Origin of the sequence: Pseudomonas gingeri (assembly GCF_013386165.1) — a bacterium.
GTDB classification, from domain to species: Bacteria; Pseudomonadota; Gammaproteobacteria; order Pseudomonadales; family Pseudomonadaceae; genus Aquipseudomonas; species Aquipseudomonas gingeri_C.
In genome coordinates this window covers 608,112-622,423 of record NZ_JACAOS010000003.1, presented here as the reverse complement: position 1 = coordinate 622,423, position 14,312 = coordinate 608,112, and the positions used below count along the sequence as shown (strand labels likewise).

The following is a 14,312-nucleotide window of genomic DNA, read 5'->3' as shown; positions in this document are numbered from 1 at the left end:
TCAGGAATCTTCTTCTATATCCAGCAGCAGGTTTTCCAGCGCCTCGCGGTACTCGCCGGGCTCGCTCCACAACCCGCGCTGCTGGGCTTCCAGCAAGCGCTCGGTCATGTCCCGCAACGCCGCAGGATTGTGCTGGCGGACAAAGTCACGGGTGTCCGGGTCCAGCAGGTAGGCGTCAGCCAGCAACGCATACTGGTGATCGTCGATCAGGCCGGTGGTGGCGTCGAAGGCAAACAGGTTGTCGACGGTCGCTGCCAGCTCGAACGCGCCCTTGTAGCCATGGCGCTTGACCCCGTCGATCCATTTCGGGTTTGCCGCCCGCGAGCGGATCACCCGGTTCAATTCGTCCTTGAGCGTACGGATCTTCGGCAGGTCCGGCTGGCTGTGGTCGCCATGATAACTGGCGGCCTGTGTGCCGCGCAGGGTCTCCACCGCCGCCAGCATGCCGCCCTGGAACTGGTAGTAATCGTTGGAGTCGAGCAGGTCGTGCTCACGGTTATCCTGGTTTTGCAGCACCGCCTGGACCTGGCCCAGCCGTTGCGCAAATTGCCCGCGCGCCGCCGTACCTTCATCCTGGCCACCATAGGCATAACCGCCCCAGTTCAGATAGACCTCGGCCAGGTCCTCGCGGCTCTGCCACAAGCGCCCGTCGATGGCGTTCTGCACACCGGCGCCATAGGCACCTGGTTTGGCGCCGAAAATTCGCCAGCCGGCCTGACGGGCCGCCTGTTCCTCATCCAGGCCTTCGGCCTGCAACTGCTCACGCTCGGCGCGGACCCTGGCGGCCAGCGGATTCAGCTCCGCCGGCTCGTCCAGCGCCGCCACGGCCTGCACGGCCGCGTCGAACAGGCGGATCAGATTGGCAAAGGCATCGCGGAAAAACCCGGACACCCGCAACGTCACGTCCACCCGCGGACGGTCCAGCAGGCTCAGGGGCAGGATCTCGAAATCGTCGACTCGCTGGCTGCCGGTTGCCCAAACCGGCCGCACGCCCATCAGCGCCATGGCCTGGGCGATATCGTCGCCACCGGTGCGCATGGTCGCCGTGCCCCAGACCGAGAGGCCGAGCTGGCGCAAATGGTCGCCATGGTCCTGCAAATGCCGTTCGAGAATCAGGTTGGCCGACTGAAAACCAATGCGCCAGGCCGTGGTGGTCGGCAGGTTGCGCACGTCCACGGAAAAGAAATTGCGCCCGGTGGGCAGCACATCCAGGCGTCCGCGACTCGGCGCACCGCTCGGCCCCGCCGGTACGAAACGCCCGGCCAGGGCAGCGAGCAGACCGCCCATCTCCGCCGGGCCGCAGGCATCCAGGCGCGGCGCGACCACGCTCAGCAGCCCGTCGATGATCAGCCGCACATCGGCCCACAGCGTGCTTTCCGGCCACTCGAACACACCTTGCAGCGCACGCTCGATCAGCTCGGCGGCAAACAGTTCGAGGCGCTCGCGGCTGTCGCCGGCCGTGCGCCAGGTTTCCTCACTGACGTTTTGCAGCCACTGCGGACGCGGCCCGCCCCAGGGTTCGGCCAGGGCGCAGTCCAACGGGTCGAAGCCCATTTCAAAGGCCTTGGCCAGGGCCCGTAGCAGGCTGGATTGGGCACCGCGGCCGTCGCCACGAGGAATCCGCAGCAGGGCCAGCAGGGTATCGATGCGCAAGCGCCCGGTCGGCGACTCGCCGAACACATGCAGGCCGTCACGGATCTGCGACTCCTTCAAGTCGCAGAGGTAGGTGTCCAGCCGGGGCAGCCAGATCGCGGCGTCGGCATCGCTGTTCAGGCCCGCATCCAGTTGCAGCTCACGGTCGATCTGCGTCTCGCGGACCAACTTGAGGATGTCACGTTGCAATTCGCGGGCACGGCGCGGATCGAGCAACTGCGCCTCGTAGTACTCGTCGGCCAACAGCTCCAGGTCGCGCAATGGCCCGTAGGTCTCGGCCCGGGTCAGCGGCGGCATCAGGTGATCGATGATCACCGCCTGGGTCCGGCGCTTGGCCTGGGCGCCCTCGCCCGGATCGTTGACGATAAACGGGTAGATATTCGGCAAGGGCCCCAGCAACGCGTCCGGCCAGCACTGCTGCGACAGGCCGACGCCCTTGCCGGGCAGCCACTCCAGGTTGCCGTGCTTGCCGACATGGATCAGTCCGTGGCTGCCATAGGTGTGCCGCAACCAGAAATAGAACGCCAGGTAGCCGTGGGGCGGCACCAGGTCCGGGTCATGGTAGACCGCGCTGGCATCGACCTGATAACCCCGGGCCGGCTGGATGCCGACGAAGGTCAGGCCAAAACGCAGGCCGGCGACCATCATCCGGCCGCCACGGAACATCGGGTCCTGTTCCGGTCGGCCCCAGCGCGCCAGCACCGCCTGGCGATTGACCTCGGGCAGGCGCTCGAACATCGCCTGATAGTCCGCCAGGGCCATGCTCTGGTGACAAGGCCGCAGGTCAAGGCTGTCGAGGTCGTTGCTGACACCGCCGAGCAAGGCCTGGATCAGCGCCGTACCGCTCTCGGGCAACGTATCGCTCAGCGGATAACCCTGATCCTTGAGCGCCCGCAGAATATTCAGCGCCGCTGCCGGCGTATCCAGGCCCACGCCGTTACCGATCCGACCATCGCGGGTCGGGTAGTTGGCGAGGATCAGGGCGATGCGTTTTTCCGCATTGGGCACCCGCGCCAGATCGACCCAGCGACGGGCCAGTTCGGCGACGAAATCCATGCGTTCGGGCTGGGCGCGGTAGCAGACCACATCGCTCTGGCTGCGCTCGCTGCGCCAGGCCAGGTCCTTGAAGCTGATGGGCCGGCTGATGATGCGCCCGTCCAGTTCCGGCAAGGCAATGTGCATCGCCAGGTCACGGGGCCCAAGGCCCTGCTCGCTGGCCTGCCAACCGGGCTCGTTGTCCTGGGCGCAGATGGCCTGGATCACCGGGATATCCCGGCGAAACGGGCGCAGGTGCGGGGCCTCGGGACTGGACTGGGCAAAGCCGGTGGTATTGAGGATCACCGCCGCCGCCACCTCGTCCAGCAGGTCCTCGACCACGCTCAGGCAGCCGGGCTCCTTGAGACTGGCCACGGCAATCGGCAGCGGATTGAGCCCGGCCGCCAGCAAGCGCTGGCAGAACACATCGACAAAGGCGGTATTCGCCGCCTGCAAGTGCGAGCGGTAGAACAACAACGCCGCGACCGGTTGACCGACCTGCCAGTCAGCCCGCCAGCCCGCCAGCCCGGCGTCATGGCGCTGTGGGTGATAGATCGCCGTACGCGGCAAAGGCTTCGGTTCTTCCCAGGCATAGTCGCGCCCCAACCAACGATGGGCGAGACAGCGATACAGGTCCAGGGCATTGCCCATGCCGCCCTGCCGCAGGAAATGCCAAAGCCGTTCGCCCTCGGCAGCAGGCACCGTGCTCAGGTCGCTCAGTTCCGGGTCCGGACGATCGTCCCCCGGCACCAGGATCAGGGTTACCCCGCGCTCGGCCAGTTGCACCAGCCGCTCGATACCGTAGCGCCAGTAGCCGATTCCGCCGTGCAACGACAACAGGATGACTCGGGCGTGTTGCAGCACCTGGTCGACATAGAGGTCGACCGAGGCATGGTTCTGCACCTGCATGGGGTTGGCCAGGCGCAGACTTGGATAATCGTCAGGCAGTTGCTGCGCCGCTTCGGCGAGTAATGCCAGGCTTGAATCACCGCTGCACAGGATCACCAGCTCGGCGGGGGTTTGTCCCAGGTCGGCGATGTTGTCATCCGACACGAAACCGCCGGGCTGGGTCCTGAGCAGGTGCATGGGTCAGGCCGTCAGCGCGGCGCGCAGGGTCGATTCAAGCAGCGCGGCATCCAGTTCCTGGCCGATCAGCACCAGGCGGGTGACACGAGGTTCGTCCGCCGTCCAGGCGCGGTCGAAGTGCTTGTCGAAACGCGTGCCCACGCCCTGGATCAGCAGGCGCATCGGCTTGTTCGGGATAGCGGCGAAACCCTTGACCCGCAGGATGCCGTGCTTGACCACCAGTTGCGTCAGGGCGTCCAGCAGCAGGCTTTCATCGGCCTGGGGCAGTTCGAGGGAGATCGAGTCGAACGCATCATGGTCGTGGTCGTCATGATCGTCGCCGTCTTCGCCGTGGTGGTGATCGTGGTGACTGTGACGACCGTCGATATGCTCCTCGGAGCCAGCGCCCAGGCCCAGTAACACATCCAGTGGCAGGCGGCCGCTGCTGGCTTCGATGACCTTCACTGCCGGCGGCAGCTCTTCGGCCACTTCCAGGCGCACCCGGGCCAGGTCTTCAGGGCTGATCAGGTCGGCCTTGTTGAGAATCACCAGGTCGGCGCTGGACAGTTGGTCGGCGAACAGCTCGTGCAGCGGCGATTCGTGGTCCAGGTTCGGGTCAAGCTTGCGCTGGGCATCGACCTGATCCGGGAACGCGGCGAAGGTGCCGGCGGCCACGGCCGGGCTGTCGACCACGGTGATCACCGCGTCGACGGTGCAGGCACTGCGGATTTCCGGCCACTGGAAGGCTTGCACCAGAGGCTTGGGCAAGGCCAGGCCGGAGGTTTCGATCAGGATATGATCGAGGTCGCCACGCCGCGCGACCAATTCACGCATCACCGGGAAAAACTCTTCCTGGACCGTGCAGCACAGGCAGCCGTTGGCCAGTTCATAGACACGGCCATTGGCTTCTTCTTCGGTGCAGCCGATGGAGCACTGCTTGAGGATCTCGCCGTCGATGCCCAGTTCGCCGAACTCGTTGACGATCACCGCGATGCGGCGGCCCTGGGCGTTGTCGAGCATATGGCGCAACAGGGTAGTCTTGCCCGAGCCGAGGAAGCCGGTGACGATGGTGACGGGAAGCTTGGCCAGTGTTTTCATCGGATGCCCTTTGGCAAAGTGGCGGGCATACGGGACGAGAACCGCGGCCCTTGGGCGCGGATGCGTTCGCCACCGGATCACCCCGCCCGGTTGTAGTGAGAAACGGTTGCGAGGCAGGTCTCCTGGCTTACGGTCGGGCGGTCGGCGCTGGCTCTCGAAAGCGCGCGAACCGGCCTGGCCTTGCGCCTTCCCGCCCGGAGGCAGTGGCATTGCAGGGCTATCGAACCGTTTACAGTTGCGGGGGCAGCCGCGGCATACCGCGTTCCCTTCTTAGCTTCGGCCGAGTACCGAAGAACCTCGAACCCGTAAGGCTACGCAGTGCGTCGGGGCAGGTCAATCTCGGGCGCTGCTGTGGTTTAATTGCGGCCCTTTTCCCGCCCTGCCCGTTTCAAGGAATCGTGTTATGAACGCCACCGACATCACCCAGGTCCTGGTTATCGGTTATGTCTGGCCGGAACCGCGCTCGTCGGCCGCCGGTGGCCACATGATGCAGATCCTCGAAAGCTTTCTCGAGGCCGGCTGGCGCATCACCTTCGCCAGCCCCGCCGCCATCGGCGAACACAAGGCCGACCTGGCGAGCCTGGGTATCGAGGAATGTCGGATCGAGCTCAATAACAGCAGCTTCGACCGTTTTGTCGCCGAGCTGCAACCGGACGTGGTGCTGTTCGACCGTTTCATGATGGAAGAGCAATTCGGCTGGCGCGTGGAAAAACACTGCCCCGACGCCCTGCGCGTGCTGGAGACCGCGGACCTGCAAAGCCTGCGCGATGCCCGCCAGCAACAGCTCAAGGCGCGCCTGAAGGACGATCAGGACCTGAATGACTTCAGCGCCCTGTTTGCCCCCGACCAGCGGCAGGTGTTCGCCCAGATGAGCGAAACCGATCAGGCCCAACGGGAAATCGCCGCCATTTACCGGTCGGACCTGAACCTGATGATTTCCGATGTCGAGTCGCAGTTGCTGATCGAACAGTTCAAGGTCCCGGCGGCATTGCTGCACTGGTGCCCGTTGATGATCGACACACCGACGGCGGCCCACCGCGATTTCGACGAGCGCGCGCATTTTCTCAGCATCGGCAACTTTCGCCACGCACCGAACTGGGATGCCGTGCTCTGGATGAAGACCACCATCTGGCCGCTGATCCGCCAGCAGTTACCCACGGCCCAGTTGCATATCTACGGTGCCTACACCCCGCCCAAGGCGACTGCGCTGCATAACCCCACCCAGGGTTTTCACATCATGAACTGGGCCGAGGATGCCTTGCAGGTCATGGCGGCGGCACGAGTTTGCCTGGCGCCCTTGCGTTTCGGCGCGGGGATCAAGGGCAAAATCGTCGACGCCATGCTCTGCGGCACGCCGAATGTCACCACTCCCATCGGCGCCGAAGCCATGCACGGTGAACTGCCCTGGGCCGGCGCCATTGAAACCAGCGCCGAAGCCCTGGCCCAATCGGCCGTGCGCCTCTATCAGGACCGCAGCTTGTGGAGCCAGGCCCAGGCCAACGGCCAGGCACTGCTCGCCGCCCGCTACGAACGCCAGGTCCACGGCCCAGCGCTGATCGCCCGGATCCAGGCTTGCCACCAGGATCTGGCGGCCCACCGCCGCAACAACTTTACCGGAGCAATGCTGCGTCACCATCACCACAAGAGCACCCAGTACATGTCCCAGTGGATTGAAGCAAAGAATCGCGTCGACTGAGTATCAGGAAGCGTCCAGCACCTGACGGATCTCGATCAGTTGCGCTGACTCGCCGGACACCACGACATGGGCCGACAACGGCGGCAATTCGCGGCCTTCTGGCGTTCGGCTGGGCCTGACGGAGAAGTTGACGGTAATCAGGGTGCCGTCGGCAAAGGTCGAGCGCTGTAGCAGGCGATCTCCGGACAACACCTGGAAATCGTCCATGGCCTGGCTGAACAGGCGTTCGTGCAAGGGCCGGAATACCTTGTCGTAGGCGCTGATCAGCGGCAGATCCCTTGGAATCACCTGATCGTTGAGGTGATACAGCGGCGGCACCATGTACAGCAGTTGCAGCAGCGCCGTGACATCGCGTTCGCTGGAGAACTTCAGCGAACCGTACTCCCAGTGATGGGTACTGACCAGGCTGTCATGCAGCGCTATCTGGTACAGCGGCAGGCGAAACTCGGCCGAGGTCACGAAACGCGCCACTTCGGGCTTTAGCGGGACCGCCTTGAAATACAGGTTGGGGGTTTCCGGCGGCCAATAGCCGCCCAGGTAATAGGGCGAACGCTTGTTCTTGCGCATGTCCGCGTCCATCCAGGCAAAGGGCTGGGTGGCAATGCCATGGCTGAAGGCGATGATCGGCGCATAGAAGGCCTGCCCGCCCTCGCTGCCCGTGACCAGGTCCAGTGTCTGGACCGGATACGCCAGGCGCCGGCGGCGCGCCTCGGCATCCTGGGCCTGGCTGGTTTCCCGCCCCGGCGTGTAATCGCTGAACTCGGGACCGGCGGCATCGACGTCGAGAAAGTAGCTGTTCAGGCGCCCCGCCTGGGCCACGGCGCTGATTCGCCGCTGGGCATAGGTTTCGACGCTGCGCGGATTGACGAACACACCGCGACCATTAAAACCCTGGACTTTCTTGCCCTGCTCGTCGGTATAGCCGGCGGCGGCCAGTTCATCGCCCATCTTCGCGGTCGCCCAACTGGCTTGCAGATTCGACGGGTGCGCGCTGCCGTAGCTGTCGTAGGCCGAGACCAGATAACCGGCGGCCTTGGCGGCGTCCACCGCCTCGGGGTGCCAGAAGGTGTCGCGCCAGTCATCGGCACCCAACCAAGCCCGCTGCAGACCCGCGCCCTGCAAAGCGGCAATGGTGTCGAGGGACAAACCACCGCCCCACTGCTCGGCCGGCGCGAGCAGATCACCAAAGGCCTCGCGCAACTGCCGACGCACGGTTTGCGCCCAGGCCACCTCGGCCTGCGGGTCATGATTGCCGGGCAACGGCGCCCGGGCTTCGCGCACGATCACCGCGAGCAGCCCGGAATTGATCGCCCGGATCACCTGGGTCCGAGCAAACGGCGGAACCTGCCCAGAGGCGCTATCGGCGTCGGCCAGCGCCAGCAGGAAGGCCTCGCGGGCCTTGAGTTCGAAGGCCCCCCAGAGCCTGGACGCCAGGTGATCGCTGTCGTCCCGGTGGCGGGCAAAAAAGCGCAGGAACTCCGGCCAATGCAAGACATCGCCGGTCTTCAGCGGCCCGGCATCCCACAGATAGATATGCGGCGCCCCGCCCAGGCGGGCCACCTGCGGTTGAGTGTGGATTTTCTCGCGCAACGAGACGAACTGATCGTGCTCACGCAGCCATTGCCGGTACAACCGTGCACCGATCAGCGGCTCCGGCGGACCGACAAGGATGCGCACCCGGTAAGGTGCATCAGGGGCCAGGCGATTGAAAGCATGGCGCAGGGTCGGCAAGGGTCGACCGTTTTGCTCCTTGATACCAAAGCTGGTGTTGAACGGCGTTTCGACGATCCAGGTAATGGAATAGCCCTTGCGCAGTTCGGTCCAGAACGGCATCGACAACACTCCGTTGAGCCGGGCCGGCTGATAACGCCGCAGCAGCCAGTCCAGCCACTTCGGATCGTCGCTGGGGATATAGGCACCTTCACCAAAGGGAATCGCATGGGCCTCGATCGCGCCGTCCTCGACGGGCCCCGGCCACTCCAGCCGCCCCGGTTGTTCGGCATGCACCGTCACCACCAGGGCCTCCCGGTCGACCCCGACCTCGACCCTGAAATGCTCGTCCGCCTGGCGGACCCGCCAGCAGTTGCCGGTGCGTTCGGTCACCTGCGCGTCATCCTGGAAGGCCCCGGCGCTGAGCAGGGCCTGGTGCCGATGCTCATCGTTGTGGTGCAGGGACACGGCCAGGGTCGCCGGGTCGATGACAAAGGTACCGGAACGATGGGACAGGTAGATCGGCGAGGCCCCTTCGACGCTCAGGGACAAGGTCAATCCAAGCAGGGTCAGCCAGATCGGCCAGCAGCACCGATCATTCATCCTCCACGGTGGCATGGCCTTCATGTTGTCCTCGTCGATTCAGGTGTGTAAACCGACGAACCTTAACTGAGCGGGGAGAAAACACCCTGTAGTCCCCTTCTCCTCAAATCGAGTGAAAACACTAAAAATCCGCACCCACACACTGAGTGTCAGGATTTGAGTGGCCGACGCAGCAGGTAACAGTCCATGATCCAGCCCTTGCGCTTGCGCGCCGCTTCGCGCACCCGACGAATCCGCTCGCCCACTTCGTGCAGTTTGCCGGCCACCAGCAACTCGTCTTCGGTGCCCAGGTAGGCGCCCCAATAGATTTCCAGGTCCTGGTCGGCGAACTGGCTGAACGCACAGCGGGCATCGAGCATGACCACCACATTGTCCAGGTTCGACGCCTCCAGGCGCCGTCCGGTGGTGACCAGCAGCGGTTCACCGATGCGATTCAGGGGAATCCGATGTTGCGCGGCCAGCACCTGGACACTGCTGATGCCCGGGATCACCTCGACGGCGAACGCCGGGCCACCGAGTGCGCGGACCCGTTCAAGAATTCTCAAGGTGCTGTCATAGAGCCCCGGATCGCCCCAGACCAGGAAGGCGCCGCATTCGTCCTCGCCAAGTTCCTCGTCGATCAGCCGGGCGAACAGCGCGGCCCGTTGCCGGTGCCAGTGTTCTACACCGGCTTCGTAGGAGGCGGCCGAGTCTTCGCGTAGCGGATCGCTGACCTGTACCTGGCGGCAACCGGGCGCCTGGATATAACGCTGGCAGATCTCCTTGCGCATATTCAGCAGATCGTCCTTGGTCTCGCCCTTGTCCAGCAGGAACAGCACGGTGGCGCGGTTGAGCGCATTGATTGCCTGGACGGTAATCTGCTCCGGGTGGCCGGGGCCCATGCCGATCAGCAGGAGGGTTTTCATGGCATGCGCTCCAGGTGTCTGGCGCCTGGCACGAGCCCCTCTTGGGCACGGTGCAACTGGCGCGATGGCGAGGATGAGGGCATTATCGGCAGGCGCCCACGACAAAAAACGACAAAAAGTAGCCAGGCATGACCCGAGCAGCCCGCGTCACCGACCCCTCCTACGAGTTGATGGACGACCACAACGGCCTGTCGATCATCTATCGCCAGCATGGTTTTCCCTGCCCCCTGGTGCGTTGGCATTTCCACAAGGAATACGAGTTGCACCTGATCGTCGCCAGCTCCGGCAAGGTGTTCATTGGCGACTACATCGGCAACTTCTACCCGCAGACGCTGTTTCTGACCGGCCCCAATCTGCCCCACAACTGGATCAGCCAGGTGGCCGAGGACGAAGTGGTGCCCAAGCGCGACATGCTGGTGAACTTCAGCGACGAGCTGTTCGAAAGCGGCCACCAGGTATTCGCCGAGCTGAAAACCCTCGCACCGTTGCTGGAGCGGGCCCAGTACGGCATCGAATTCCGTTGCCAGCACACCGTGCGCCAGGCCACCACCTTGATGCAGCGTATCGCCGATTCCCGCGGGGTTACCCGGCTCGGTCACTTCCTGATTCTGCTGGAGCTGCTCGGCAACTGTGACGACTACCAGTTGCTGTCGGGTGTTACCACACCACAACTGGCCGACGAGCACAATATCGACCGCACCAACCGGGCGGTCGACTACATCTTTGCCCACTATGCCCGGGAACTGCCGCTGGAAGAAGTGGCCGAGTACCTCGGCATGAAGCCCACCTACTTTTCCCGGGTCTTCAAGCAGGCCACTGGCCGTTGTTTCGTCGAATTCGTCAATCGCCTGCGCATCAGCAAGTCCTGCGAACTGCTGGCCGATGGCGACAAGCCGGTGACCGATGTCTGCTTCGAGTCGGGCTTCAATAACATCTCCAACTTCAACCGCCGTTTCCAGCAACTCAAGGGCATGACGCCCTCCCATTACCGGCGTTTGGCGGTGCAACGCCTGACGGAGCAGAACCACGGCTGATCGCCTGGGCTCAAAGGCAGAACGCGGACCTGTAGGAGCCGGCTTGCCGGCGATGAGGCCCTTGAGCCTTGCGCCGCCCATCCGGACGCCATCGCCAGCAAGCCGGCTCCCACAATTTGGCGTACCACCGCAAAGTTTCGTACGGCCACGATCCCTGTAGGAGCTGGCTTGCCAGCGATGGGGCCCTTGAGCCTTGCGCCGCCCATCCGGACGCCATCGCCAGCAAGCCGGCTCCCACAAGTTGGCGTACCACCGCAAAGTTTCGTACGGCTACGATCCCTGTAGGAGCTGGCTTGCCAGCGATGGGGCCCTTGAGCCTTGCACCGTCCATCCGGACACCATCGCCAGCAAGCCGGCTCCCACAAGTTGGCATACCACCGCAAAGTTTCGTACGGCCACGATCCCTGTAGGAGCTGGCTTGCCAGCGATGAGGCCCTTGAGCCTTGCGCCGCCCATCCGGACGCCATCGCCAGCAAGCCGGCTCCCACAAGTTGGCGTACCACCGCAAAGTTTCGTACGGCCACGATCCCTGTAGGAGCTGGCTTGCCAGCGATGGGGCCCTTGAGCCTTGCACCGCCCATCCGGACGCCATCGCCAGCAAGCCGGCTCCCACAAGTTGGCGTACCACCGCAAAGTTTCGGACGGCCACGATCCCTGTAGGAGCTGGCTTGCCAGCGATGGGGCCCTCGAGCCTTGCACCGTCCTTGCGGCCGCCATCGCTGGCAAGCCAGCTCCTACAAGGGGACCGCACCAGACGGGAGGTTATGCCAGAGCGGCAAAACCACGTTGCAGGTCTTCGATCAGCGAAGCCACCGCCTCCAGGCCGATATGCAGGCGGATCACCGGGTGCCGCGTCGGCCCGGAAAACTGTCGATTGCTCACATCCACGACCGTCACCAGGCTTTCATAGCCACCCCACGAAACGCCCAGCCCGAACAACTGCAAGGCACCGATAAAACGCTCCAACTGCCCTGGATCGGCCTGCGCGAACTCAAACGACAACAGACCGTTGCTGCCACTGAAATCCCGTACCCACAACTCATGATCCGGGTGTGTCGACAAGGCCGGATGGAACACCTGTCGCACCTGCGGCTGCGCCTGCAACCAACGGGCGACCTCCAGGCCCTGACGCTCATGCACTTCCAGGCGCGCCGCCAGGGTCCGGGCACCGCGCAAGACCAGATAAGCATCATCCGGGCTCACCGTATTGCCAAAGCTGTCGCTCATCCGCGCCAGCGCCGGCCAGGCCGCCTCGGTGGTACAGACACTGCCCATCACCACATCGCTGTGACCGCACAGGTACTTGGTCAGGGCCATGATCGAGACATCCGCCCCCAGGGCCAACGGCCGGTACTGGTAACCCGACCCCCAGGTGTTGTCGACCGCCAACAAAATACCCCGTGGTTTGCACAGCGCCGCGATGGCTGGCAGGTCGTTCAGCTCGTACAGCAAGGAACTCGGCGACTCGCAGTAGACCATCCGGGTATTGGCCTGTAGGCGCGACTCGATATCCCGACCGTCCGCCGGAAAATAGTCGACCTCAATACCAAAGGGTGCAAGAAACTCCTTCGCCAGGCGCCGCACCGGGAAGTAGACACCATCGGTAATCAGCACATGGTCGCCCGGACGCAGATAGGCCAGGAACGTCTGCGCTACCGCCGCCAGTCCGGTCCCGAACAGGCGCGTGCGATGACCGCCTTCCAATTCCGTCACCAGGTCTTCCAGGGCAAAGGCCGTCGGGTTACCCCGGGCGCCATAGCTCAGGACCCGTTCGCTGTCGCGGCGGTTACGGGCGTCACGCATATCCGCGAGACTGTCGAACAGCACCGTGCTCAAGCGGGTGACCGGTACGTTGACCGACCGCGCGCCGCTGCCCCCAGCCGTGCGAGCGGCGTGAACCAGCCGGGTCCGCACATCCACCGACGCCTTGGCTGGCGCCAACGGCTTGAGGCTGGCGATCTCCGCTGGCGTCATCTGCCCCAGCAGGCCGGTTTCCCAAGCCAGGTACTGACGCGCCGCGTCCTTGTTCCCGGAATGGCGGTCGTGGGTGAAAAACAGGAAATCGATGCAACGCTCATCAGGCAACACCGCTGCATCGTTGACCACCGTCAATCCAGCAGCTTGCCAGACCGACAGGTCTGCGCTGAAAAACCACGCCTGTTTCCGTTGGGCCTCGGGCAACTCCTGGACCGCCAACTGCGCCACGGCGATATCGTCCGCCAACAGCACCAACGGACGCTTTTCAGCAGCCACTTCAGCGGCCAGCAACGAGCGGATCGACCAGCGCGAACCAGCCAGATGGGCCTTGCGGAAAGCCATGCTCGGACGCAGATCGATCAGCGCCACGGCGTCCTCAGCCAGGTCGATGGACAAACGCCGGGCATCCAGACTGCGTAACTCGGGCAACGCCAAGGTGCTCGTGAGCGGCAAGCGCAAACCGCTGTACAACCCTTCTTCCAGGACCTGGGCATCGTGCCCCAACTGGCGTAACCAGCTGGCAACGATGGGCGCGCGCACGCCATCGTCGTCAAAGACCACCACCCGCGCCTGACGCACCCCGATATACAGGTCGGTGGACTGGACCAACTGGCCGCCCGGCGTGTGCTGCGCCCCCGGCAGGCTGCCCAGCGCAAACTCCTCGGCGCTGCGCACATCGCACAAAAACACACTGCCCGCGCCCGCTTGCACCCAGGCCGTGACCTGCGCCGCCGTCACCGTCGGCACCGCCGCACGTCGAGCCAGCGCCCGGGCCGCCTCGCGCCGCTGCCCGATACCCAGCGGCGGCGCTGCATCGGCATAACGCCGGGTGCTGCCATGTTCCAGTGGCAGGTCAGCCAGGAACCAGCCTTGCGTACCGTTCTCCAAAGCGTAGATCGGGTTCTTCACCCCGAGGTTGATCAGCGTCTGGGCCCCTATAATGCTGCGGGTGCGCCCGGCGCAGTTGATGACGATCGGGGTCGATTCGTCCGCCACCAGGTCGTGCAGGCGATAACCCAGCTCGCCGTTCGGACAGCAGACCGAGCCGGGAATGGTCATCTTGCGGTATTCGTCGAACGGCCGACCGTCCAGCAGCACCAGGGACTCGCCCCGGGCCTGCCAGTCAGCCAACTCGGTCGCGCTGATATGCGGCGTATGACAGGCCTCTTCCACCAACTCGCCAAAGGCCTTGGACGGCACATGCACCCCGGCGAACAACTGCAGCCCCGCCGCCTGCCAGCCCTCGGCACCGCCTTGCAGGAGATGTACCTGCTCATAGCCCAACGCTTGCAGGCGTTGCCCAGCACGGGCGGCCAGTTCACCGCCATCCTGGTCGTAGATCACCAGCCGCACCCGGGGTTCGGGCGCCAGGCGTCGGACTTCCAGCTCCAGACGGCTATAGGGTAAATGCACCCCGTGAAACAGATGGGCCTCGCCGTACTGGCCGTGTTCACGCACATCGAACAGGGCAATTTCGCGCCCGTCGAACAGCCATTGCTGCAACTGTGCCGGTGTAATGGTTTTACTCACACAAAC

At 64.4% G+C, this 14,312-nt stretch carries 7 protein-coding genes and 1 riboswitch; of the genes, 2 read left to right on the top strand and 5 right to left on the bottom strand.

What is annotated here, in order from left to right; genetic code table 11:
* Both cobN and cobW read right to left on the bottom strand, forming a co-directional pair.
* On the bottom strand, positions 1–3,774 hold the full coding sequence (gene cobN, locus HX866_RS07270; RefSeq protein ID WP_177097675.1) for a cobaltochelatase subunit CobN: 3,774 nt from the start codon (positions 3,772–3,774) through the stop codon (positions 1–3).
* A 3-nt stretch (positions 3,775–3,777) separates the two neighbouring features.
* Positions 3,778–4,851 carry a cobalamin biosynthesis protein CobW gene (gene cobW, locus HX866_RS07265; RefSeq protein WP_177138735.1) on the bottom strand — a complete coding sequence of 358 codons (1,074 nt, stop codon included), beginning with the start codon at positions 4,849–4,851 and terminating at the stop codon, positions 3,778–3,780.
* A 95-nt stretch (positions 4,852–4,946) separates the two neighbouring features.
* Positions 4,947–5,166: riboswitch (cobalamin riboswitch) on the bottom strand.
* 88 nt (positions 5,167–5,254) lie between these two features.
* Here cobW and HX866_RS07260 point away from each other — a divergent pair.
* Positions 5,255–6,547: a glycosyltransferase gene (locus HX866_RS07260; protein ID WP_177138734.1), complete on the top strand. Its 1,293-nt coding sequence runs from the start codon at positions 5,255–5,257 to the stop codon at positions 6,545–6,547.
* 3 nt (positions 6,548–6,550) lie between these two features.
* On the opposite strand, the gene HX866_RS07255 is transcribed toward HX866_RS07260, so the two are convergent.
* A complete protein-coding gene (locus tag HX866_RS07255) occupies positions 6,551–8,884 on the bottom strand; it encodes a glycoside hydrolase (RefSeq protein ID WP_256344839.1) in 2,334 nt (777 codons plus the stop codon).
* A 125-nt stretch (positions 8,885–9,009) separates the two neighbouring features.
* Complete coding sequence (gene cobF, locus HX866_RS07250; RefSeq protein ID WP_177097672.1) at positions 9,010–9,765, bottom strand: precorrin-6A synthase (deacetylating); 756 nt, start codon at positions 9,763–9,765, stop codon at positions 9,010–9,012.
* Between the two features lie 128 nt (positions 9,766–9,893).
* Here cobF and HX866_RS07245 point away from each other — a divergent pair, with 128 nt between their 5' ends.
* Positions 9,894–10,799 (top strand): AraC family transcriptional regulator, encoded by a 906-nt coding sequence (locus HX866_RS07245; RefSeq protein ID WP_177097671.1) that lies wholly within the window; start codon positions 9,894–9,896, stop codon positions 10,797–10,799.
* Between the two features lie 762 nt (positions 10,800–11,561).
* Here the strand turns inward: HX866_RS07245 and metC are convergent.
* The gene (metC, locus tag HX866_RS07240) at positions 11,562–14,306 is read right to left on the bottom strand and encodes a cystathionine beta-lyase (RefSeq protein WP_177139280.1); all 2,745 of its coding nucleotides are present in this window, start codon (positions 14,304–14,306) and stop codon (positions 11,562–11,564) included.
* Positions 14,307–14,312 lie beyond the last annotated feature (6 nt).

Coding starts and splice junctions, on each gene's coding strand:
- HX866_RS07255 (WP_256344839.1), bottom strand. CDS start 8,884: ATGAAGGCCATGCCACCGTGGAGGATGAATGATCGGTGCTGCTGGCCG.
- cobW (WP_177138735.1), bottom strand. CDS start 4,851: ATGAAAACACTGGCCAAGCTTCCCGTCACCATCGTCACCGGCTTCCTC.
- HX866_RS07245 (WP_177097671.1), top strand. CDS start 9,894: ATGACCCGAGCAGCCCGCGTCACCGACCCCTCCTACGAGTTGATGGAC.
- cobN (WP_177097675.1), bottom strand. CDS start 3,774: ATGCACCTGCTCAGGACCCAGCCCGGCGGTTTCGTGTCGGATGACAAC.
- cobF (WP_177097672.1), bottom strand. CDS start 9,765: ATGAAAACCCTCCTGCTGATCGGCATGGGCCCCGGCCACCCGGAGCAG.
- HX866_RS07260 (WP_177138734.1), top strand. CDS start 5,255: ATGAACGCCACCGACATCACCCAGGTCCTGGTTATCGGTTATGTCTGG.